General features: G+C 70.4%; 16 protein-coding genes. 12 read left to right on the forward strand and 4 right to left on the reverse strand.

The features are described 5' to 3' along the window. The 3 genes from AC06E6_RS06790 to AC06E6_RS06800 all read right to left on the reverse strand — a co-directional run bounded on the left by AC06E6_RS06790 (position 1) and on the right by AC06E6_RS06800 (position 1,337). On the reverse strand, positions 1-597 hold the full coding sequence (locus tag AC06E6_RS06790; protein ID WP_345778720.1) for a DUF998 domain-containing protein: 597 nt from the start codon (positions 595-597) through the stop codon (positions 1-3). Positions 598-696: 99 nt separating this feature from the next. Then, positions 697-909 carry a helix-turn-helix transcriptional regulator gene (locus AC06E6_RS06795; protein WP_161613575.1) on the reverse strand — a complete coding sequence of 71 codons (213 nt, stop codon included), beginning with the start codon at positions 907-909 and terminating at the stop codon, positions 697-699. Then, the gene (locus tag AC06E6_RS06800; RefSeq protein ID WP_240211823.1) at positions 906-1,337 is read right to left on the reverse strand and encodes a hypothetical protein; all 432 of its coding nucleotides are present in this window, start codon (positions 1,335-1,337) and stop codon (positions 906-908) included. Before AC06E6_RS06800 ends, AC06E6_RS06795 begins: the two co-directional genes overlap by 4 nt. Before the next feature lie 165 nt (positions 1,338-1,502). On the opposite strand from AC06E6_RS06800, the gene trxA reads away from it, so the two are divergent. From trxA to AC06E6_RS06820, 4 genes are all read left to right on the forward strand, one after another. Further along, a complete protein-coding gene (gene trxA / locus AC06E6_RS06805) occupies positions 1,503-2,360 on the forward strand; it encodes a thioredoxin (RefSeq protein ID WP_240211822.1) in 858 nt (285 codons plus the stop codon). A 22-nt stretch (positions 2,361-2,382) separates the two neighbouring features. Further along, entirely contained in the window at positions 2,383-4,167 is a 1,785-nt protein-coding gene (locus tag AC06E6_RS06810) for a FecR family protein (protein ID WP_478060695.1), read from the forward strand. After that, positions 4,164-5,789, forward strand: a complete 1,626-nt coding sequence (locus AC06E6_RS06815; protein WP_240211820.1) for a CHASE2 domain-containing protein — start codon at positions 4,164-4,166, stop codon at positions 5,787-5,789. The genes AC06E6_RS06810 and AC06E6_RS06815 overlap by 4 nt, the downstream gene beginning before the upstream one ends. A gap of 68 nt (positions 5,790-5,857) precedes the next feature. After that, positions 5,858-6,319, forward strand: a complete 462-nt coding sequence (locus AC06E6_RS06820; protein ID WP_240211819.1) for a DUF4442 domain-containing protein — start codon at positions 5,858-5,860, stop codon at positions 6,317-6,319. 69 nt (positions 6,320-6,388) lie between these two features. Here the strand turns inward: AC06E6_RS06820 and AC06E6_RS06825 are convergent, their stop codons facing one another. After that, positions 6,389-7,774, reverse strand: coding sequence for a hypothetical protein (locus tag AC06E6_RS06825; RefSeq protein ID WP_240211818.1), 1,386 nt, complete (start codon positions 7,772-7,774; stop codon positions 6,389-6,391). A 118-nt stretch (positions 7,775-7,892) separates the two neighbouring features. Here AC06E6_RS06825 and AC06E6_RS06830 point away from each other — a divergent pair, with 118 nt between their 5' ends. The 8 genes from AC06E6_RS06830 to metG all read left to right on the forward strand — a co-directional run bounded on the left by AC06E6_RS06830 (position 7,893) and on the right by metG (position 19,578). Beyond that, positions 7,893-8,570: a DUF502 domain-containing protein gene (locus AC06E6_RS06830; RefSeq protein ID WP_161613568.1), complete on the forward strand. Its 678-nt coding sequence runs from the start codon at positions 7,893-7,895 to the stop codon at positions 8,568-8,570. A gap of 140 nt (positions 8,571-8,710) precedes the next feature. After that, a complete protein-coding gene (locus tag AC06E6_RS06835; protein WP_240211817.1) occupies positions 8,711-10,621 on the forward strand; it encodes a DUF885 domain-containing protein in 1,911 nt (636 codons plus the stop codon). 29 nt (positions 10,622-10,650) lie between these two features. Beyond that, complete coding sequence (locus AC06E6_RS06840) at positions 10,651-11,709, forward strand: serine hydrolase domain-containing protein (RefSeq protein WP_240211816.1); 1,059 nt, start codon at positions 10,651-10,653, stop codon at positions 11,707-11,709. Continuing rightward, positions 11,706-12,095 (forward strand): SMU1112c/YaeR family gloxylase I-like metalloprotein, encoded by a 390-nt coding sequence (gene gloA2, locus AC06E6_RS06845; RefSeq protein WP_478060699.1) that lies wholly within the window; start codon positions 11,706-11,708, stop codon positions 12,093-12,095. Before AC06E6_RS06840 ends, gloA2 begins: the two co-directional genes overlap by 4 nt. A gap of 190 nt (positions 12,096-12,285) precedes the next feature. Continuing rightward, entirely contained in the window at positions 12,286-13,179 is an 894-nt protein-coding gene (locus tag AC06E6_RS06850; RefSeq protein WP_478060700.1) for an ABC transporter ATP-binding protein, read from the forward strand. Positions 13,180-13,190: 11 nt separating this feature from the next. Continuing rightward, positions 13,191-16,769 carry an ABC transporter permease/M1 family aminopeptidase gene (locus AC06E6_RS06855; RefSeq protein WP_240211815.1) on the forward strand — a complete coding sequence of 1,193 codons (3,579 nt, stop codon included), beginning with the start codon at positions 13,191-13,193 and terminating at the stop codon, positions 16,767-16,769. A 121-nt stretch (positions 16,770-16,890) separates the two neighbouring features. Further along, positions 16,891-17,337, forward strand: coding sequence for a DUF2147 domain-containing protein (locus tag AC06E6_RS06860; protein WP_104939157.1), 447 nt, complete (start codon positions 16,891-16,893; stop codon positions 17,335-17,337). Positions 17,338-17,484: 147 nt separating this feature from the next. Beyond that, the gene (metG, locus tag AC06E6_RS06865; RefSeq protein WP_240211814.1) at positions 17,485-19,578 is read left to right on the forward strand and encodes a methionine--tRNA ligase; all 2,094 of its coding nucleotides are present in this window, start codon (positions 17,485-17,487) and stop codon (positions 19,576-19,578) included. The last annotated feature ends 63 nt before the right edge of the window (positions 19,579-19,641 follow it).

The raw sequence follows: 19,641 nt of genomic DNA on the forward strand, positions 1-19,641 counted from the left end.
TCAGCGCGGCGCCATCCGCGCCAGCAGCGCCAGCCACAGCGCCCAGCCCAGGAAGGCCAGCCGCTGCGCCATCGCCACCGGCATGACGCTGCCGAACACGAACGCGCTGCACAGCATCCACACCGCGCAGGCCACCGCCAGGGTGGCGACCGGGCGCCATGCCGCATCGCGCGCGGCGCCCACGCGCAGCATCGCCGCGCCGGCGCCGAACGCCACCAGCCACAGCAGCCAGACGCTGGCGTGGGCCTGGCTGGCGCGGTTCTCGATGTCCTGCGCGTCCAGCGGGAACACGCCCATGGCGGCGAAGGCCAGCCCGGCCAGCAGCAGCATCTGCCCGGCCACCCGCAGCGGCCGCGAGGCCGTAGCCGGCATGCGCAGCACCAGGCCTAGCGCGGCCAGCGCCGCCAACAGCCCCGGCAGCACGAAGCCCAGCGCATTGAACGAGCCCGCGCCGGGAACGCCGGTGGCGCCCAGCAGCGAAACCGGGTGGCGCATCTGGTCGTAGAACGGCAGCCGCGCGCCGAACACCGCCAGCGCCACCAGCCATATCACCACCGACGCCGGCCCGGCCCAGCGCACCCATTCTTTCCACACCATCGCCATTTCGATCCCGTGCTTGCCGGCGCAGGAGCGCGCCAGCCGATGCCGGCGATTGTGAAGGCTGCGCCGCTGGCGCGCACGCCACCGCCTGCCGGCTCAGCCGCGCCAGTGGAAGACATCCTCGACGCCGGCGCCGAACGCGCGGGCGATGCGGAACGCCAGTTCCAGCGACGGCGCATAGCGTCCGGCCTCGAGCGCGATGATGGTCTGCCGGGTCACGCCGCAGGCGTCCGCCAGTGCCTGCTGGGTCATCTCGCCGTGTTCGACCCGCAGCCGGCGGATGTCGTTGCCGACCGGCGTGCCGCTCACCGGCAGCCGTACCGGTAATGCCACAGCATGACCGCGGCGTGCACGCTGAGCGAGAGGCCGACCAGCCACACCAGGAAACTCCCCAGCCAGGCACCGCCGCGCGCCGCGACGAAATCCGCATGCTCCTCGGCCAGCACCGAAGCCACCATCAGCATCAACGCCAGCGCGGCGTAGCCGGCACGCGCGCCCTGCGCCTGGATCGCCCGGTCGCGCTCGTCGGCCACGACGCCGCCGTCGCGGCGCAGGAACAGGAACGCGCCGACCAGGAACAGCCACCAGGCGGGGCCCAGCACATCCGCGCGCGCGCCCGCGCCGCCAAGGAGCAGCCAGCGCCCCAACAGGACCGAGGCCAGGCCGGCGCTGGCCAGCAGCAGCCAGGCCAGCTTCTGTTGCCGGTTGATCGCCACGCGCGTGCCGGTGCGTTCCATGGACTCTCCCCTTCTCTCCCGCGCGCGCCACCCCCTTGGCAGCACCGGCGCGATGCGATGCGACGTTGGCATCCGCCCGCCACCATGTCAAATATATTTTACATCGACTTGCATCCACGCGCTCTGCCACCATCTCCGACGAAACCTCCCACTGCGAGTCCCGCGATGTCCGACCTGCCCCACGTTTTCGACGCCACGACCGAGACCTTCGAAACCGACGTCCTGCAGAAATCGCTGCAGACGCCGGTGCTGGTGGATTTCTGGGCGACCTGGTGCGGGCCGTGCAAGACGTTGGGGCCGATCCTGGAGAAGCTGGCCGGCGAGTACCACGGCGCGTTCGAACTGGCCAAGGTCGACGTGGACAAGGAGCAGCAGATCGCCGCGGCGTTCCAGATCCGTTCGGTGCCCACCGTGTTCCTGGTCAAGGACGGGCAGATCGTGGACGGTTTCCCCGGCGCGCTGCCGGAAGGCCAGCTGCGCGAGTTCCTGTCCCAGCACGGCATCACCCCGGCCGAGGCGCCGGTCGAGCTCGAGGCCGAGCCGGCGCCGCTGGATCCGCTGTCGCAGGTCGCCGCGCTGCGCGAGGCCATTGCCGCCGAGCCGGACAAGGCCGAACTGAGGCTCGACCTGGCGCTGGCGCTGATCCGCACCGGCGAGGTCGCCGAGGCCGGGCAACTGCTCGACGCCCTGCCCGCCAACCTGGCCACCGACGACCGCACCATCCGCGCCCGCGCACGCCTGGACTTCCACGCCGCGGCCGCCGACGCGCCGCCGGCCGACGCCCTGGCCGCGCGGGTGCAGGCCGACGGCAACGACCTGGAGGCGCGCTACCTGCTCGGCATCCGCCAGCTGCTGGGCGGCAGCGAGGAAGCGGCGCTGGAGCAGTTCCTGGAAATGCTGCGGATCGACCGCGGTTACCGCGACGGCCTGCCGCGCAAGGCGTTGATCGATGCGTTCCGCGTCGTCGAGGACGACGACCTCGTCGGCCGTTACCGGCGCCGGATGTCCTCGCTCCTGTTCTGAGTGTCATTGCACGTTCAGGCAGGTGAAGCGCGGCCTGCCGGATAATGCGCTGTTCATCGTGGTGATGACGTACGGCGACACCGCCGTGCCACATGGGGAGGGAGGCGCGAGCAATGCCGGGCGCCGGTTCCCGCGACGCAAGGACCTATTGCCGATGATGTCGTTCAACCGGGGTGGGCTGCGCCTGACCGTGCTGCTGCAGATCGCGCTGGCGACGCTGCCGCTGTCGTGCTCGGCCGCGGCCAGCGCCCAGGACTGGAACTATCGCGTGCGCCCCGGCGACACCCTGTGGGACCTGGGCACGCGCTATCTCAAGCCCACCGTGTCCTGGGAAGAGCTGCGGAACCACAACGCGGTGGCCAACCCCTACCGCCTGCCACCGGGCCAGGTGCTGCGGTTTCCCATCGCCTGGCTGCGGGTGGAGCCCGCGCCGGCGCGCGTCGTGGCGGTGCGCGGCCAGGTCGATGTCGGCACCGATGGCCAGCCGTCCGCGGCAGCGCGCGAGGGCATGCGCCTGCCCATCGGCAGCCACATCCGCACCGGTGCCGACGCCAGCATCACCCTGGCGTTCGCCGACGATTCGCGGCTGCTGCTGCGCGAGCACTCGGAGCTGCGCCTGGACCAGCTCAGCAGCTATGGCGCCACCGGCATGGTGGATACGCGCCTGCGGCTGCAGCGCGGCCGCAGTGGCAGCCGGGTGACCCCGGCGCAGGGGCCGGCATCGCGCTATATGATCACCGCGCCCACGGCCACCAGCAGCGTGCGCGGTACCGTGTTCCGGGTCAGCGCCGGACAGGACGGCGACCCGGCCGCCACCGAAGTGGTCGAAGGCCGGGTGCAGGTGGGCAACCGCCATGGCCAGCGGATGGTCGCCCCCGGCCAGGCCAGCCTCAGCGCCTCGGCCGGGCACGCGCCGGCGGCGGTGCAGCCGCTGCCCCCCGCACCGGAGCTCGACGCCGCGCGGCTGCGGCTGGCGCCGCTGCCGCTGCTGGCGGCCTGGCAGCCGGTGCCACAGGCGCGCGGCTACCGCGTCGAGGTGGTGCGCGCCGATGCGCCCGAGGTCCTGCTGTTCGCGCGCGACACCACCGATTCCAGCATCCATATCGACGACCTGCCAGGCGGGCAGCTGCGCCTGCTGGTGCGCGCGGTGGCCGCCGACGGTGTCGAAGGCCACGACAGCGCCCATGATTTCGAGGTACCCGACGGCCTGCCGCCGCCGCTGACCACCGCCCCGGTGCATGGCCAGACCCTGGCCCAGGCGCAGCCGCGCTTCGCCTGGGCGCAGGTGCCCGGCGCCACCGCCAGCGTGCTGCAGATCGCGCGCGAGCCGGCGTTCCGCCAACCACTGGTCGAACGCCGCACCGACGCCACCCGGCTGCGTTCGCCGGTTGCCCTGGCGCCCGGCGACTACTACTGGCGGGTCGCCTCGGTGGATGCGCAGGGACGCAGCGGCCGCTTCGGGCAGGCCCTGCCCCTGCGGGTCAGCGACGCGCCGCCGGATTCCGGCCTGCAACCGGCGCAGGCCGGCAGGGGCCAGTTGACCCTGCGCTGGCAGCCCGGCGCCGACGGCCAGCGCTATCGCGTGCAGGTGGACCGCCGCGGCGACTTCAGCGCCCCGCTGCTCGACCGCGAAACCCGCGTGCCGGAGGTGGTGATGAAACAGCCTTGGCGCGGCGGCACCCTGCACGTGCGCGTGCAGTACATCGACGACGACGGCTATGCGGGCCCGTTCTCCAGCGCCCAGCAGATCCGGCTGCCGTGCAAGCTCTGCTACGGCGCCGGCGCCCTGATGCTGCTCGCCCTGTGAGACTGTTCCTGCTGCCCTGGCCGTGGCGGCTGCTGCTGGCCGTGGCCGTGGGCGCGCTGGCCGGGTGGGCCAGCCAGACGCACCTGCTCTGGCAGCAGGACGAATACGTGTATGACCGCCTGGTGGGCAACTGGCACTACCCGCCCGACGAGCGCCTGGCGATCGTCGCCATCGACGAGCGCAGCCTGCAGCAGCTGGGGCAGTGGCCGTGGCCGCGCGGCACCCATGCGCGGCTGCTCGAGCGCCTGCGCGAAGCCGGCGCGCGCCGCGTCGCGCTGGACCTGATGTTCCCCGAGCCCGACCGCAAGGACGCGCGCCAGGACGCGGAGCTGGCGGCGGCGATCAAGCGCGGCGGCAACGTCGTGCTGCCGGTGCTGGCGGCCGCGGCCAGCGACGAGGCCGTCCCCGAGGAACTGCTGCCGGTACCGGTGCTGGCCGCGGTGGCCGACGGGCTGGCGCATACCGACATCGAGGTCGATGGCGACGGCGTCGCCCGTGGCCTGTACCTGCGCGCCGGCGTCGGTTCGGCGTACTGGCCGGCACTGGGCCTGGCGCTGAGCGGCCTCGACGGCCCCATCCCCGGACTGGCCGATCCGGCCCCGGACACGCTCTCGCCGTACCAGTGGCGGCGCGACAACTACGTGCGGCTGCGCTACGCCGGGCCGCCGGGCAGCTTCCCGCAGGTGTCCTACATCGACGTGCTGGAAGGGCGGCTGCCGCCCGGGCTGCTGCGCGACCGGCTGGTGATCGTCGGCATGACCGCCAGCGGCATCGCCCCGCGCCTGCTCACCCCGACCTCGCGCGAGTACTGGATGAGCGGCACCGAGTACCAGGCCAACGTCGCCTCGATGCTGCTCGGCGGGCACGTGATCCTGCCGCTGCGCCCGCCGCTGCAGCTGGCCGCGGTGTTCGTGCTGGTGGCGCTGTGCGCACTGGGCATGACCCAGCGCCGGCTGTCGCCGTGGCTGGTCGCGGTGCTGTCGCTGCTGCTCCCGCTGCTGCTCAGCACGGTGCTGCTGCGCGGCTTCAACCTGTGGTTCGCACCGGCGGCGGCGGTCGGCGGCGCGTTGCTGATGTGGGTGGCCTGGGGCCTGTGGCAGCTGCGCTACTGGCGCCGCCAGGCCAACCGCGACCCGCTGACCGGGCTGGCCAACCGCATGCGTTTCGAAGAAGCGCTGCAGCAGGAATACGAAGCGGCGCGACGCGGCGGCCGGCCGTTGAGCCTGGCCCTGATCGACCTGGACAACTTCAAGCACTACAACGACACCTTCGGCCACCACGTCGGCGACCTGGTGCTGCAGCAGACCGCGCGGATGATCGGCGAGCTGGCGCGGCGGCCGCGCGACCTGGCTGCGCGCTTCGGCGGCGACGAGTTCGCCCTGGTGTTGCCGGACACCGCCAGCGAGGGCGCGGTCCTGCTGGTCGAAACCCTCATCGGCCGCGTCCGCCAGGCGGGAGTGGCGGTCGGCAAGGGCCGCCAGGCCAGGATCAGCGTCACCGTCGGCGTGGCGACCATCGTGCCGGGCGCCGACAGCCTGCCCGGGGAACTGTTCCGCGACGCCGACGCCTCGCTGTACCAGGCCAAGGCCGCCGGCCGCGACGGCTACCGGGTGGCCGACTGAGGCGCCAGCCGCCTCACCATACGGCAGCGAATGCTAGACTCCCGGTCCCGCGTACGCTCCAGTCCGTCATGAAAGCCAGCACGTTCCGCCTCGGCATCAATCTGTGGCCGCCGTTCCTGTTCACCGGCATCCACGTCACCGAGCTCCACGCCGATTACCGCTATGTACGCGTGGAACTGCGCGAGCGCCCGTGGAACGTCAACTACGTACGTACCCATTTCGGCGGCAGCCTGTTCGCCATGACCGATCCGTTCTGGATGCTGTGCCTGCTGCACAACCTCGGGCGCGACTACTACGTGTGGGACAAGGCCGGGGAGATCGAGTTCATCAGGCCCGGCAAGGGCACGGTCAGTACCGAATTCCGGCTCGACACGGCCACGCTCGAACAGGTGCGCGCGGCCACCGCCGGTGGCGCCAAGCACCTGCGCTGGTTCAGCAATGACGTGCTCGACGCGCACGGCGAAGTGGTCGCGCGCGTCCGCAAGCAGGTCTACGTACGCCCCAAGCCGGAAGCACGCCAGCGCGGGTAGCCACGGCAGTGACCGCGGAGACGCGCGGCAGACGCTGCACGCCCGCGGCGCAGGCCCGGCGGCCGCGCTTCAGCGGCTGGAGGCGGTTAGCGGCAACGGCATCCGCAGCACCTGCCCCTGCCTGGCATAGGCCGGCGTTTCCAGCGCGGTGCCATCGGCGGACACGGTGATGGGCCGCTGCGCACCACGCAGCCCGGCCGGAAGTGCGTCCAGGCGTTCGGCCAGCGGCCTGTCCGCCCGCTGTGCCGCATGCCCGCGCAGCCACAGCGCCGCATTCAACAACCGCAACCGGGCGGCGGTGTCCTGCTGCTGCGCTCCATACCGGGCATACGCCGGCCCGGCAATGCCGCTCAGGATGCAGCCGACGGCGTTGGCGGCGCATTCCAGCCGCCACACCGACGGCACCGGCGCCGGTGGCAACGGGCGGTCCCCGGCGATCGCCTGCAGGGTTTCAGGCAGGCAGGCCTGGCCCATCGTTTCAGCCACGCGGGCCACGCTCCTGTCGCGGTCGTACAGCAGCTTCGCCGTCTGCGGCGTCACCCACCAAGGCGCATCCTGCGCCAGCTGCGCCACCCTGGGATAGCCGCCGCGCACCATGGCGAATTCTCCCTGCATGCCCGCGCAGTTGCTGGCTTCCTGCGGCGTCAGCGGCGCGAGCGCGGTGGTGCACCCCTCCGGTATCGGCGCATCCACCGGCAATTCGGCCAGCACGTCCGCGAACAGCTCCGCGCTGGCGGCCAGCAGCGCGCCGCCGACCATGCTGGTGAGCAGGCTGTCACCATGGCCCAGCAGCATGCGCCCGATACCGGCATCGCGGCACAGCCCGGCCAGTGAGCGCTGGCTGTCGCCCTGCACGTGGGCCAGCGCGTGCGCCGCCAACGGCACGAACAACGGTCGCATGTTCGGCACCGGCGTGGCCGCATCCAGCGGCAGCGGCGATTGGTAATGGCCATGCGCGGCCAGTTCGTCCATCTGCGCCAGCACGGCCGCCTGCGGCAGCAGGGCCTCGGCCACGGCCTGCGGTTGCCCACGCACCCGCGCCAGGCAGCCGGTGGCATGCCTGCACAACACCGGATCGAACGGCTCGGTGTTCCCGCCGGCGCCAAGCCGCGGCTTGACTTCCAGCATTCCCTCTTCCCGCTGGCCACCGCTTTCGAGGGTGTGGTCGACGAAACCGGCATGCCAACGTAGGTACTCGGCCACATAGGCGTCCACCCGTGCCTGGCGCTGCCCGGGCGTCCCCGCCATGCCCAGCGTGGCGAGCGTGGCGTAGCCGTTGCTGCCCGGCAGGTCGCGCGGCGCTTGCAGTACCGCCAACGCACGCTTCTGCGTCGCCGACAACGGCCACAGCGACGACAGCAGCAGGACCGCCGCCACCAGCAACAATAGCCCGGCCAGGCCTGCGGCCATCCGTCGCAACACCTTGCCCATGGTCCTGCCCTCCCGATGTTTCATGGCATCTCCTTCCCTGGCCGATCGACACGCCGGATTGATGAACGATATCCGACGTCGCCCTGCATCGCCCACCTGCAACCGCCATCCCGGCCATGCCGCTCACCGCTACAATCCCCATATGTCGCCCGAAGCTCCCGCCGCACCCCACCGCCCCTCCCTGCAGCGCCTGTTCCTGACCGGATTGCTCACCCTGCTGCCGATCTGGCTGACCTGGGTGGTGATCAAGTTCGTGTTCGTGCTGCTGTCCGGCATCAGCAGCCCGCTGGTGGTGCCGCTGTCCGAACGCATCGCCGCGTCCTTCCCGCATTACCTGGGCTGGGTACGGGTGGAATGGATGCAGGACATCTTCGCCCTGCTCGCCACGCTGCTGGTGATCCTGCTGGTGGGCGTGCTCAGCCGCCGAGTCATCGGCCAGCGCCTGCTGCGCTGGTTCGGCGCGGTGATCCGCCGCATCCCGCTGGCCAGCATCATCTACGACAGCGCCAAGAAGCTGCTGGACATCCTCCAGACCCAGCCGGGCAGCACCCAGCGGGTGGTGCTGATCGACTTCCCGCACCGCGAGATGAAATCGGTGGGCCTGGTGACCCGCGTCATCCGCGAACATGGCACCGGCCGCGAACTGGCCGCGGTGTACGTGCCGACCACGCCGAACCCGACCTCCGGCTATCTGGAGATCGTGCCGGTGGAGTTGCTGACGCCGACCGACTGGACCGTGGACCAGGCCATGAGTTTCATCATCTCCGGTGGCGCGGTGGCCCCGGACAGCGTGCCGTTCACCCGCGCCGGCGAGCGCTGAAACGCCGCTCGCCAGGGCAGGAACAGGCTGCGCCGGGCGGGCACCGGGGGTGACTGCCGCCTTTATCCGTTGCCGGTTGCTCTTCACTAGCGCCGGCCGCTAAGGCAAGCTCCCGGGCCTGTGCGTTTCCGGAACCACCGATGACCTCCAGCCCGCTTCGCCTTCTCGCGCTTGCCATGGCCTCCGTCCTGATGTTCTCCGCCGCCGCGCCCGTCGAGGCGGCGAAGAAGAAGAGCCAGCGCCCGACCGCGACGCAATCGCGCACCGCCAAGCCCAAGGCGCGCGGCAGCAGGCCCCCGGCGCGTCCGGCGCCCCGCCCGGCGCGCGCGCCGCTGCCGGTCACCCAGGACAAGGCCACCCGCCTGAACCGGCTCTACGACGAGTACTGGGATGCGTCGATGCGGCTGAACCCGCTGCAGGCCACGTTCCAGGGCGACCCGCGCTTCAACGACCAGCTGCCCAACTTCCTGTCGCCGGCCTCGCGCCGCCAGGCGCACGACTTCATGGTCGAGTGGCAGGGCAAGGCCGAGGCGCTGGGCAAGGACGGCCTGCAGGGCCAGGACCTGCTCAGTTACGAGATCTTCATGCGCGACGCGCGCATCTCGCTGGCCGCCGAGCAGTACCCGTCGTGGATGCTGCCGATCAACCCCTACAACAACCTCGCCAGCATCATCGCGGTGCTCGGTTCGGGAGCCGGCGCGCAGCCGTTCCGCACGGTGAAGGACTACGAGAACTGGTCGCGGCGCTCGCTCGGGGTGCCGGCGCTGTTCGACCAGGCCATCGCCAACATGCGCGAAGGCATGGCCGCCGGCGTGGTGCAGCCGCGCGCGCTGATGGAGAAGGTGCTGCCGCAGCTGGACGCGGTGATCACCCCGACCGCCGAGGAAAGCATCTTCTGGGCGCCGATCCGCAACATGCCGGAGGACTTCCCGGCCGCGGACCGGGAACGGTTGGCCGCCGAATACAAGCGCATGATCGAGTACCGGCTGCTGCCGGCCTACCGCGCGCTGCGCGGCTTCATCGCCACCCAGTACCTGCCGGCCACGCGCGCCAGCGACGGCCTCGGCGCCCTGCCCGGCGGCCAGGCCTGGTACGCGCACACCATCGCCGGCCTGACCAGCGCCTCGCGCACGCCGGCCGAGATCCACGCGCTCGGCGAGCAGGAGGTCAAGGACCTGCAGGAGCGCATCGCCCGGGTCATGAAGGAAGCCCGGATCCGCGGCTCGATGCAGAAGACGTTCAACGCCATGCGCAACGACCGCCAGTTCACCTTCCGCGACGAGGCCGCGCTGCTGGCGCGCTACCGCGAGGTGGGGCAACAGGTGGACGCGGCGCTGCCGGCGCTGTTCGCCACCCGTCCCAGGGCCGCGCTGCAGGTACAACCGGTGCCGGCCGAGCATGCATTGACCGCCAGCGCCGCCAGCTACCAGCCGCCGACCGCGGCCGACGGCGGCCAGCACGGGCGGCTGCAGGTCAACACCCGCGACCTGCCGTCGCGCAAGCGCTGGGCGGTGCCGATGCAGTACCTGCACGAGGGCATCCCCGGCCATCACCTGCAGCTTGGGCTGCAGCAGGAACTGTCGACGCTGCCGCGCTTCCGGCGGCTCGGCGGCGACGTCGCCTTCATCGAGGGCTGGGGCCTGTACGCCGAGTCGCTGGGCGACGAACTGGGCCTGTACCGCGACCCATACGACCGCCTCGGCTACCTGCAGGCCACCCTGCTGCGCACCGTGCGGCTGGTCGCCGACACCGGCCTGCACGCGGCCGGCTGGAGCCGCCAACAGGCGATCGACTACATGGTGAAGAACGCCGACATCAGCGCCGCCGATGCCGCCGCGGAAGTCGAGCGCTTCATGGCCCTGCCCGGGCAGACGCTGGCCTACCGGGTGGGCGAGATCAAGATCCGGCGCCTGCGCGAGAAGGCGCAGGCGGCACTGGGCGAGCGCTTCGATCCACGCGAGTTCCACGATGAAGTGTTGAAGGACGGCTCGATGCCGTTGGATATTCTGGAAGCCAAGATCGACCGCTGGATTGCCAGCAAGACCCCCTGACCCTGCAAGGAGCCGCCATGCTGCCGTGGATGTCCCGACTCGCCCCGCTGTGCCTGTTCGCGTTCTCCACGGTGGCCGGCGCCGCGCCGCCGGCAGCGCCGGACGCCGGCATCGACGGCCTGATGCAACGCTATGACGGCCGCGTGCCCGGTGCCGCGGTGCTGGTGCTCAAGGACGGGCAACCGGTGTTCCGCCGCGGCTATGGGCTGGCGGTGCTGGAGGACGGCACGCCGGTATCGCCGGCCACCAACTTCCGGCTGGCGTCGGTGAGCAAGCAGTTCACTGCCGCCGCGATCCTGCTGCTGGCCGAGGACGGCGCGCTGTCGATCGACGACCCGCTAAAAAGGTGGCTGCCCGAGCTGCCGGCGGTGGCCGACGCGATGACCCTGCGCCAGCTGCTCAGCCACAGCAGCGGCCTGCTCGACTACGAAGACCTGATGGACCCGGCCGACACGCGCCAGGTGCATGACATCGACGTGCTGCACCTGCTGCAGAAGGAGAACCGCACCTACTTCGCGCCGGGCAGCAGCTACCGCTACAGCAACAGCGGCTACGCGTTGCTGGCGCTGGTGGTCGGCAAGGCCTCCGGCAGCGACTTCGCCAGCTTCCTGCGCCAGCGCATCTTCCTGCCGCTGGGCATGACCGCCACCTTCGCCCACCAGGACGGCGTCGACGAGGTGCCCGAGCGCGCCTACGGCTACAGCCAGATCGATGGCCACTGGCAGCGCACCGACCAGAGCACCACCAGCGCGGTGCTCGGCGACGGCGGCATCTATTCCTCGATCGACGACCTGGCCAAGTGGGACGCCGCGCTGTACGACGAGCGCCTGCTGCGCCGCGCCTCGCTGCAGCAGGCCTTCAGCGCGGCCACGGCGACGCCGGAACCGGACGTGCCGCACTACGGCTTCGGCTGGCGCATCAACGGCGATGCGCTGTGGCACAGCGGCGAGAGCATCGGCTTCCGCAACGTGATCGTGCGCTACCCGAAGCAGAAGCTGACGGTGGTCGTGCTGAGCAACCGCAACGATCCCGAGCCCTATGCGCTGGCGCTGCAGATCGCCCGCCGCTGGCAGGCCCCGCAGCGGTGAAGCTGCAGGGCATCCACCACGTCGCGCTGATCGCGTCGGACTACGCGCGCTCGCGCGACTTTTACACCCGCATCCTCGGGCTGGAGGTGGTGGCCGAGAATTTCCGCGCCGAACGCCAGTCGTGGAAGCTGGACCTGCGCCTGCCCGACGGCACCGGGCTGGAGCTGTTCTCGTTCCCGGCCCCGCCGCCGCGCCCCAGTCGCCCGGAAGCGCGGGGCCTGCGCCACCTCGCCTTCCGCGTCGCCGCGCTGGACGCGGCCATCGCCCACCTGCAGGCCGAGGGCGTGGCCTGCGAGCCGGTGCGGGTGGATGAGTACACCGGCCGCCGCTTCACCTTCTTCGCCGACCCCGACGCGCTGCCGCTGGAGCTGTACGAACTGCCCTGACGGCGACCGGCCGCGACGGGCACGGCGCGCGGGTTGCCGCCCGGCCGCGCCCGCACGGGCGGCCGTGGCCGCGCCGCCGGTCACATCCGCCGCCCTCCCACGTCCCTGGTCCCAATGACTTCCGGCGCATTGCCGGCAGCCCGGCCGCGGCGGCATGTTGCGGCCATCATCCAAGGAGAGGTCCGGCCCCATGCTGCAGATCCGCGGTCTGTCGAAAACCTACGCCAATGGCGTGCATGCATTGAACAATGTCGATCTCGACATTCCGCGCGGCATGTTCGGGCTGCTCGGGCCCAATGGCGCCGGCAAGTCCTCGCTGATGCGCACGCTCGCCACGCTGCAGGAGGCCGATGCCGGCAGCGCCACCCTGACCACCGCCGATGGCACCCGCATCGACGTGCTCAGGGACAAGGACGCGCTGCGCCGCCGGCTGGGCTACCTGCCGCAGGATTTCGGCGTCTACCCGAAAGTCAGCGCGCTGGACCTGCTCGACCATTTCGCCGTGCTCAAGGGCCTGACCGCGCGCGCGCAGCGCCGGGAAGTGGTCGAGGGCCTGCTGCAGCAGGTGAACCTGTGGGATGCCCGCAAGCGCAAGCTCGGCACCTATTCCGGCGGCATGCGCCAGCGCTTCGGCATTGCCCAGGCGCTGTTGGGCGACCCGCAGCTGGTGATCGTCGACGAGCCGACCGCGGGCCTGGACCCGGAAGAGCGCAACCGCTTCCTCAACCTGCTCGCCGAAATCGGCGAGAACGTGGTGGTGATCCTGTCCACCCACATCGTCGAGGACGTCACCGACCTGTGCCCGGCCATGGCCATCATGAACAAGGGCCAGGTGCTGCTGTCCGGCAAGCCGGTCGATGCGATCGCCGCGCTGCAGGCGCAGGTCTGGCGCAAACAGGTGGCCAAGGCCGCGCTGGCGGACTATGAAAGCCGCTTCACCGTGCTGTCGACGCGGCTGGTGGGCGGCCATCCGGTGATCCATGTGTTCGCCGACACCTGCCCGGAAGCCGGCTTCGAGCCGGTCGCGCCGGGGCTCGAGGACGTCTACTTCCAGCGCCTGCGCCTGCAGGCGCAGGCCGCCTGACGGAGACGACCATGACCCTGGCCTTCCTGCGCTTCGAGCTGCGCGAGCAGCTGCGTTCCCCGTTGCTGTGGCTGCTGGCGGCGCTGTTCGCGCTGCTCGCCTTCGGCGCGGCCTCCAGCGATGCCGTGCAGATCGGCGGCGGCATCGGCAACGTGCACCGCAATGCACCGTCGGTGATCGCCACCTTCATGACCGCCTTCACCCTGATCGGGCTGCTGGTGGTCAGCCTGTTCGTCAGCAATGCGCTGCTGCGCGACTTCGAGCTGGGCACCTCGGAACTGGTGTTCTCCAGCCCGATCCGGCGCCGCGACTACCTGCTCGGCCGGCTTGGCGCCGCGCTGCTGGCCAGCCTGCTGATGTACGCCATCATCGGCGCCGGCCTGTTCGTGGCGCAGTTCATGCCCTGGATCGACGCCGCGCGGCTCGGGCCGGTGTCGCTGCGCCCGTACCTGTGGTCGTTCGCGTTCATGGTGCTGCCGAACGTGCTGTTCACCACCGCGCTGCTGTCGCTGCTGGCGGTGACCACCCGCAACATCCTGTGGGTCTACATCGGCGTCATCGTGTTCTTCGTGCTGTACGGCGTCAGCCGCGCCCTGCTGGCCGACATCGACAACCTGCGCGTCGCTTCGCTGCTCGACCCGCTGGGCATGCGCGCGATGGGCCAGGCGATGCGCTACTGGTCGGCCGAGGAGCGCAACACCGGCCTGCCCGCCTTCAGCGGCTACCTGCTGGAGAACCGGCTGCTGTGGCTGGCGGTCACCGCCGCCCTGTTCGCCGCCACCTTCGCCCTGTTCCGCACCGAACGCAGCGGCACCGGCCGCAGGCGCGGCAGGAAGACCGCCAGCGTCGCCACCACCGACGGCAAGCGCAGCCAGGTGGTCGCCCCCCGGGTCACCCCGGCATTCACTGCCGCCACCGGCTGGCGGCAGCTGCTGCGCCAGGTCGGCTTCGATGCGCTGGGCGTGTTCCGCAGTGCGCCGTTCCTGGTGCTGCTGGTGCTGGGCATGGCCAACTTCATTCCCAGCGCCCTGCACCGCCGCACCCTGTACGGCACGCCCAGCTGGCCGGTGACCTCGCAGATGCTGGAGGCCCTGCAGGGCAGCTACAGCTTCCTGCTGATCATCATCGTGCTGTTCTACGCGGGCGAGCTGGTGTGGCGCGAGCGCAGCGCGCGCATCGCTGGCATCAGCGATGCGATGCCGGTGCCCAACTGGGTGCCGCTGCTGGGCAAGTTCCTCACCCTGGTCACGGTGGTCGCCGCGTTCCAGGCCGTGGGCGGGCTTACCGCCATCGCCATCCAGCTGGCCAAGGGCTACACCCAGCTCGAACCGCTGCTGTACATCAAGACGCTGGCGCTGAACTCGGTGGTCTACATCCTGATGGGCGGCATGGCGCTGGTGCTGCAGGTACTGAGCAACAACAAGTTCCTGGGGTACGCGCTGCTGATCCTGCTGCTGATCGGGCAGTCGGTGCTGGGCATGCTCGACTACACCCAGAACCTGTACAACTTCGGCAGCTGGCCGAACGCGCCGTACTCGGACATGAACGGTTACGGCCATTTCCTGACAGGGCAGCTGGCCTTCCAGGGCTACTGGACGCTGTTCCTGCTGGTCCTGCTGCTGCTGTGCGCGGCGCTGTGGGTGCGCGGCGTCGATCCGGCCTGGCGCCAGCGCCTGCGCCTGGCCCGGCAACGCCTGCGCGGCCCGCTGGGCGCGGGCCTGGCCGCCGCCGTGCTGGCGTTCATCGGCTGCGGCGGCTGGCTGTACTGGAACACCAACATCCGCAACGAGTTCGTCTCGCCGGACCAGGTGCTGGACCGCCAGGCCCGCTACGAGCGCGAGTACCGCAAGTACAAGGACCTGCCGCAGCCGCGCATCGTCGCCGTGGACAACCACGTCGACCTGCATCCGGAAACCCAGAGCGTGCGCATCGACGGCCGCTACCGGGTGCGCAACACCCATGCCACGGCCATCCCGGCGATCCATGTGGCGATGGCCGACGACCGCACGCTGGCCGGCATCGAGCTGGGCGGCGCCCGGCTGACCACCCACGACGCGCAGCTGGGGTACCGCATCTATACGCTGGATGCGCCGATGCAGCCCGGCGAGGAGCGCGACATCACCTTCACCGTGGACATCCACCCCGACGGCATCACCGCCGGCCAGGCGCAGACCGAGATCGTCGACAACGGCAGTTTCTTCAACAGCCGCGTGCTGCCGACGTTCGGCTACGACACCGGGGTGGAGATCAGCGACCGCAACGAACGCCGCAAGCGCGGTCTCGGCGAGCCCACGCGCATGCCGCGGCTGGAGGATGCGGCCGCGCGCGCCAACAACTACATCTCCAACGACGCCGATTGGCTGGATTTCCGCAGCACCATCTGCACCGCACCGGACCAGATCGCGCTGGCGCCGGGCTACCTGCAGAAGGCGTTCGAACGCGATGGCCGCCGCTGCTTCAGCTACGCCATGGACCGGCCGATGCTGAACTTCTACGCCTACCTGTCGGCACGCTGGGAAGTGAAGAAAGCGGCCTACAACGGCATCCCGATCGAGATCTACCACGACCCCAAACATCCGTACAACGTGGACCGGATGATCGAAGGCGTGCAGAAATCGCTGGCCTACTACGAGGCCAACTTCAGCCCGTACCAGCACAAGCAGGTGCGCATCATCGAGTTCCCGGGCTACCGCTCGTTCGCGCAGAGTTTCGCCAACACCATTCCGTATTCCGAATCGATCGGCTTCATCGCCGACCTGCGCGACAAGGATGACGTGGACTACGTGTTCTACGTCACCGCGCACGAGGTGGCGCACCAGTGGTGGGCGCACCAGGTGATCGGCGCCAACATGCAGGGCGCGACCGTGCTGTCCGAGTCGCTGTCGCAGTACTCGGCGCTGATGGTGATGGAGAAGGAGTACGGGCGCGGCCACATGCGCCAGTTCCTCAAGGACGAACTGGACAAGTACCTGTCCGGGCGTGGTGGCGAGGACGTCGAGGAGCTGCCCCTGTACCGGGTGGAGAACCAGCAGTACATCCACTACCAGAAGGGCTCGCTGGTGTTCTACCGGCTGCGCGAGGAGATGGGCGAGCAGGCCCTGAACCGGGCGCTGTCACGCTTCCTCCAGGCCAAGGCCTTCCAGCAGCCGCCGTACACCACCTCGGTCGAGCTGCTGGAGTTCATCCGCGCCGAGGCCGGCCCGGCGCACCAGGCGCTGATCACCGACCTGTTCGAGAAGATCGGCTTCTACGACAACCGCGTGGTCGAAGCCACCGCGACCCGGCGTGCCGACGGCCGCTACGACGTGACCATGAACCTGCATGCCGACAAGCGCTATGCCGACGGCCTGGGCAAGGAAACGCCGGGGACGCTGGACGACTGGATCGAGGTCGGCGTGTTCGCCAAGGGGCCCTCGGGCAAGGAGCGCGACGAGAAGGTGCTGTACCTGCAGCGCCACCACGTCACCACGGCCGCGCCGGCGTTCACCGTGACCGTCGACGGGCGCCCGGACGAGGTCGGCTTCGACCCCTACAACAAGCTGATCGACCGCGTGTCGGCCGACAACCGCAAGCGGGTCGGCTACCGCTGAGGCGGCTGATCCGGCCCTGACCGGGCGTGCTGCGGTGCGGATTCCGTACCGCAGCGAATGGGTATACATTCGCCTGCACCCGGTCGCTCCTGACCACGCCATCCGCCCTGGGAGGGGACACATGCGCAAGACCTTCAAGACCCTGTTGCTGGCCCTGCCGCTGGCCATGGCCGGCATCACCGCGGCCCAGGCCGACAACACCAGCGCCGAAGGCCGCTGGCGGCAGATCGACCCGGACACCCACCGGGCCAAGTCGATCGTCGAGATCAGCCGCACCAGCAACGGCGCGCTGCATGGCCGCATCGTCGAGCTGCTCAACCCCAGCCGCCCCAACCCGACCTGCGACAAGTGCAGCGACGACCGCAAGGGCAAGCCGATCACCGGCATGGAGATCATCCGCGGCATGCGCGCCGACGGCGCCAACAAGTGGAGCGGCGGCAGCATCCTCAAGCCCGACGAGGGCAAGGTCTACAAGTCCAAGATGGAGCTGATCGAAGGCGGCCGCAAACTGCAGGTCTCCGGCTGCATCGCCTTCATCTGCAAGTCGCAGGTGTGGGAACGGATGTAACCCGCCCGCCGGCGTACCCCGGCACGCCACCGGCAGCCCCCCGCGAAACCCGGCCCAGGCCGGGTTTCGCGCGTACGGGGCGGGTTTACCGGTCGCCGCGGCGCGGCATGCGATAATCGGCGGTCCCCTCTGTTCCTGCCAACGGCCATGACCCGTACCGCGCTCGTCACCAATGCCCTGCCCTATGCCAACGGCCCGCTGCACCTGGGCCACCTGGTCGGCTACATCCAGGCCGACATCTGGGTGCGCGCGCGCCGGCTGATGGGCGGCAAGGTCTGGTACGTGTGCGCCGACGACACCCACGGCACGCCGATCATGCTGGCCGCGGAGAAGGCCGGGGTCAGCCCGGAAACCTTCATCGCCAACATCCAAGCCAGCCACGAGCGCGATTTCCTTGCCTTCGGGGTCGAATTCGACCACTACGACTCGACCAACTCGGCCGCCAACCGCGAGCTGACCGAGGCGCTGTACCAGCGGCTCGACGCCGCCGGCCATATCAGCCGCCGCTCGGTGGCGCAGTTCTACGACCCGGCCAAGGGCATGTTCCTGCCCGACCGCTACATCAAGGGCACTTGCCCGAAGTGCAAGTCGCCGGACCAGTACGGCGACAACTGCGAGGTCTGCGGCGCCACCTATGGCCCGACCGACCTGATCGACCCGAAGTCGGTGGTGTCCGGCGCGACGCCCGAGATCCGCGATTCGGAGCATTACTTCTTCGAGGTCGGCCGCTTCCAGGACTTCCTGCGCGACTGGCTGGCCGGCGACGTCGCCCTGCCGGGGGTGAAGGCCAAGCTGGCCGAGTGGCTGGACGCCGAGGGCGGGCTGCGCGCCTGGGACATCTCCCGCGACGCCCCCTATTTCGGCTTCGAGATCCCGGGCGCGCCGGGCAAGTACTTCTACGTGTGGCTGGACGCGCCGATCGGCTACCTGTCCAGCTTCCGCAACCTGTGCGCGAAGACCGGCGACGACTTCGACGCGGTGCTGGCCGCCGACAGCAGCACCGAACTGCACCACTTCATCGGCAAGGACATCGTCAACTTCCACGGCCTGTTCTGGCCGTCGGTGCTGCACGGCGCCGGCCTGCGCGCGCCGACCAGGCTGCACGTCAACGGCTACCTGACCGTGGACGGCGCCAAGATGAGCAAGTCGCGCGGCACCTTCGTCATGGCCCGCACCTACCTGGACGTTGGCCTGGCGCCGGAAGCGCTGCGCTACTACTTCGCCGCCAAGTCCTCCGGCGGCGTCGACGACCTGGACCTGAACCTGGCCGACTTCAGCGCCCGCGTGAATGCCGACCTGGTCGGCAAGTTCGTCAACCTGGCCAGCCGCTGCGCCGGCTTCATCTCCAAGCGTTTCGACGGGCGCCTGGCCGACGCACTGCCGGACCCGGCCCAGTACGACCGCTTCGTCGCCGCGCTGGCGCCGGTGCGCGAGGCCTACGAGCGCAACGACCCGGCCGCCGCGATCCGCCTGACCATGGCGCTGGCCGACGAGGCCAACAAGTACATCGACGACGCCAAGCCGTGGGTGATCGCCAAGGAGCTTGATAACGGCCGGTCAGGCGCCGGGGCCGAACTGCAGGCGGTCTGCACCCAGGGCCTGAACCTGTTCCGCGTGCTGGTGGCCGCGCTCAAGCCGGTGCTGCCGGCCACCGCGCTGCAGGCCGAGGGCTTCCTCAATGCGCCGATGCACGGTTGGGCCGACATCGCCGTCCCGCTCACCGCCCACACCATCGCGCCCTACGTGGCGCTGTTCACCCGTATCGACCCCAAGATGATCGACGCCATGACCGACGCCTCCAGGGACACCCTGACTTCCCCGCCCGCCGCCGAGGCCAAGCCGGCCAAGGCCGAAAAGCCCGCCAAGGTGGAAGCGAAGACCGAGCCCAAGGCCGACGGTGAGACGCCCGCGTATATCGGCATCGACGACTTCGCCAAGCTCGACCTGCGCATCGGCAAGGTGCTCGAGTGCGGCTTCGTCGAGGGCTCGGACAAGCTGCTGCGCTTCCTGCTCGACGCCGGCGACCTCGGCCAGCGGCAGATCTTCTCCGGCATCCGCGGCAGCTACGGCGAGCCGGAAACGCTGGTGGGCCGCAACGTGGTGTTCATCGCCAACCTGGCGCCGCGCAAGATGCGTTTCGGCCTCAGCGAAGGCATGATCCTGTCAGCCGGCTTCGACGGCGGCGCGCTGGCCCTGCTCGACGCCGATGCCGGCGCGCAGCCGGGCATGCCGGTACGCTGACCCCGGCAGCGGTACGGCCGGCGGTCGCGGGCCTGCGCATGCGGGCCCGGGGCCACGCTCCGC

Source organism: Stenotrophomonas sp. Steno-Z10-HUANG (assembly GCF_056393075.1).

Bases quoted from the DNA above. Each gene is read 5' to 3' on its own strand.
- AC06E6_RS06790 (WP_345778720.1), bottom strand. From the start codon at position 597: ATGGTGTGGAAAGAATGGGTGCGCTGGGCCGGGCCGGCGTCGGTGGTG.
- AC06E6_RS06800 (WP_240211823.1), bottom strand. From the start codon at position 1,337: ATGGAACGCACCGGCACGCGCGTGGCGATCAACCGGCAACAGAAGCTG.
- trxA (WP_240211822.1), top strand. From the start codon at position 1,503: ATGTCCGACCTGCCCCACGTTTTCGACGCCACGACCGAGACCTTCGAA.
- AC06E6_RS06820 (WP_240211819.1), top strand. From the start codon at position 5,858: ATGAAAGCCAGCACGTTCCGCCTCGGCATCAATCTGTGGCCGCCGTTC.
- AC06E6_RS06825 (WP_240211818.1), bottom strand. From the start codon at position 7,774: ATGAAACATCGGGAGGGCAGGACCATGGGCAAGGTGTTGCGACGGATG.
- AC06E6_RS06830 (WP_161613568.1), top strand. From the start codon at position 7,893: ATGTCGCCCGAAGCTCCCGCCGCACCCCACCGCCCCTCCCTGCAGCGC.
- AC06E6_RS06835 (WP_240211817.1), top strand. From the start codon at position 8,711: ATGACCTCCAGCCCGCTTCGCCTTCTCGCGCTTGCCATGGCCTCCGTC.
- AC06E6_RS06840 (WP_240211816.1), top strand. From the start codon at position 10,651: ATGTCCCGACTCGCCCCGCTGTGCCTGTTCGCGTTCTCCACGGTGGCC.
- AC06E6_RS06850 (WP_478060700.1), top strand. From the start codon at position 12,286: ATGCTGCAGATCCGCGGTCTGTCGAAAACCTACGCCAATGGCGTGCAT.
- AC06E6_RS06855 (WP_240211815.1), top strand. From the start codon at position 13,191: ATGACCCTGGCCTTCCTGCGCTTCGAGCTGCGCGAGCAGCTGCGTTCC.
- AC06E6_RS06860 (WP_104939157.1), top strand. From the start codon at position 16,891: ATGCGCAAGACCTTCAAGACCCTGTTGCTGGCCCTGCCGCTGGCCATG.
- metG (WP_240211814.1), top strand. From the start codon at position 17,485: ATGACCCGTACCGCGCTCGTCACCAATGCCCTGCCCTATGCCAACGGC.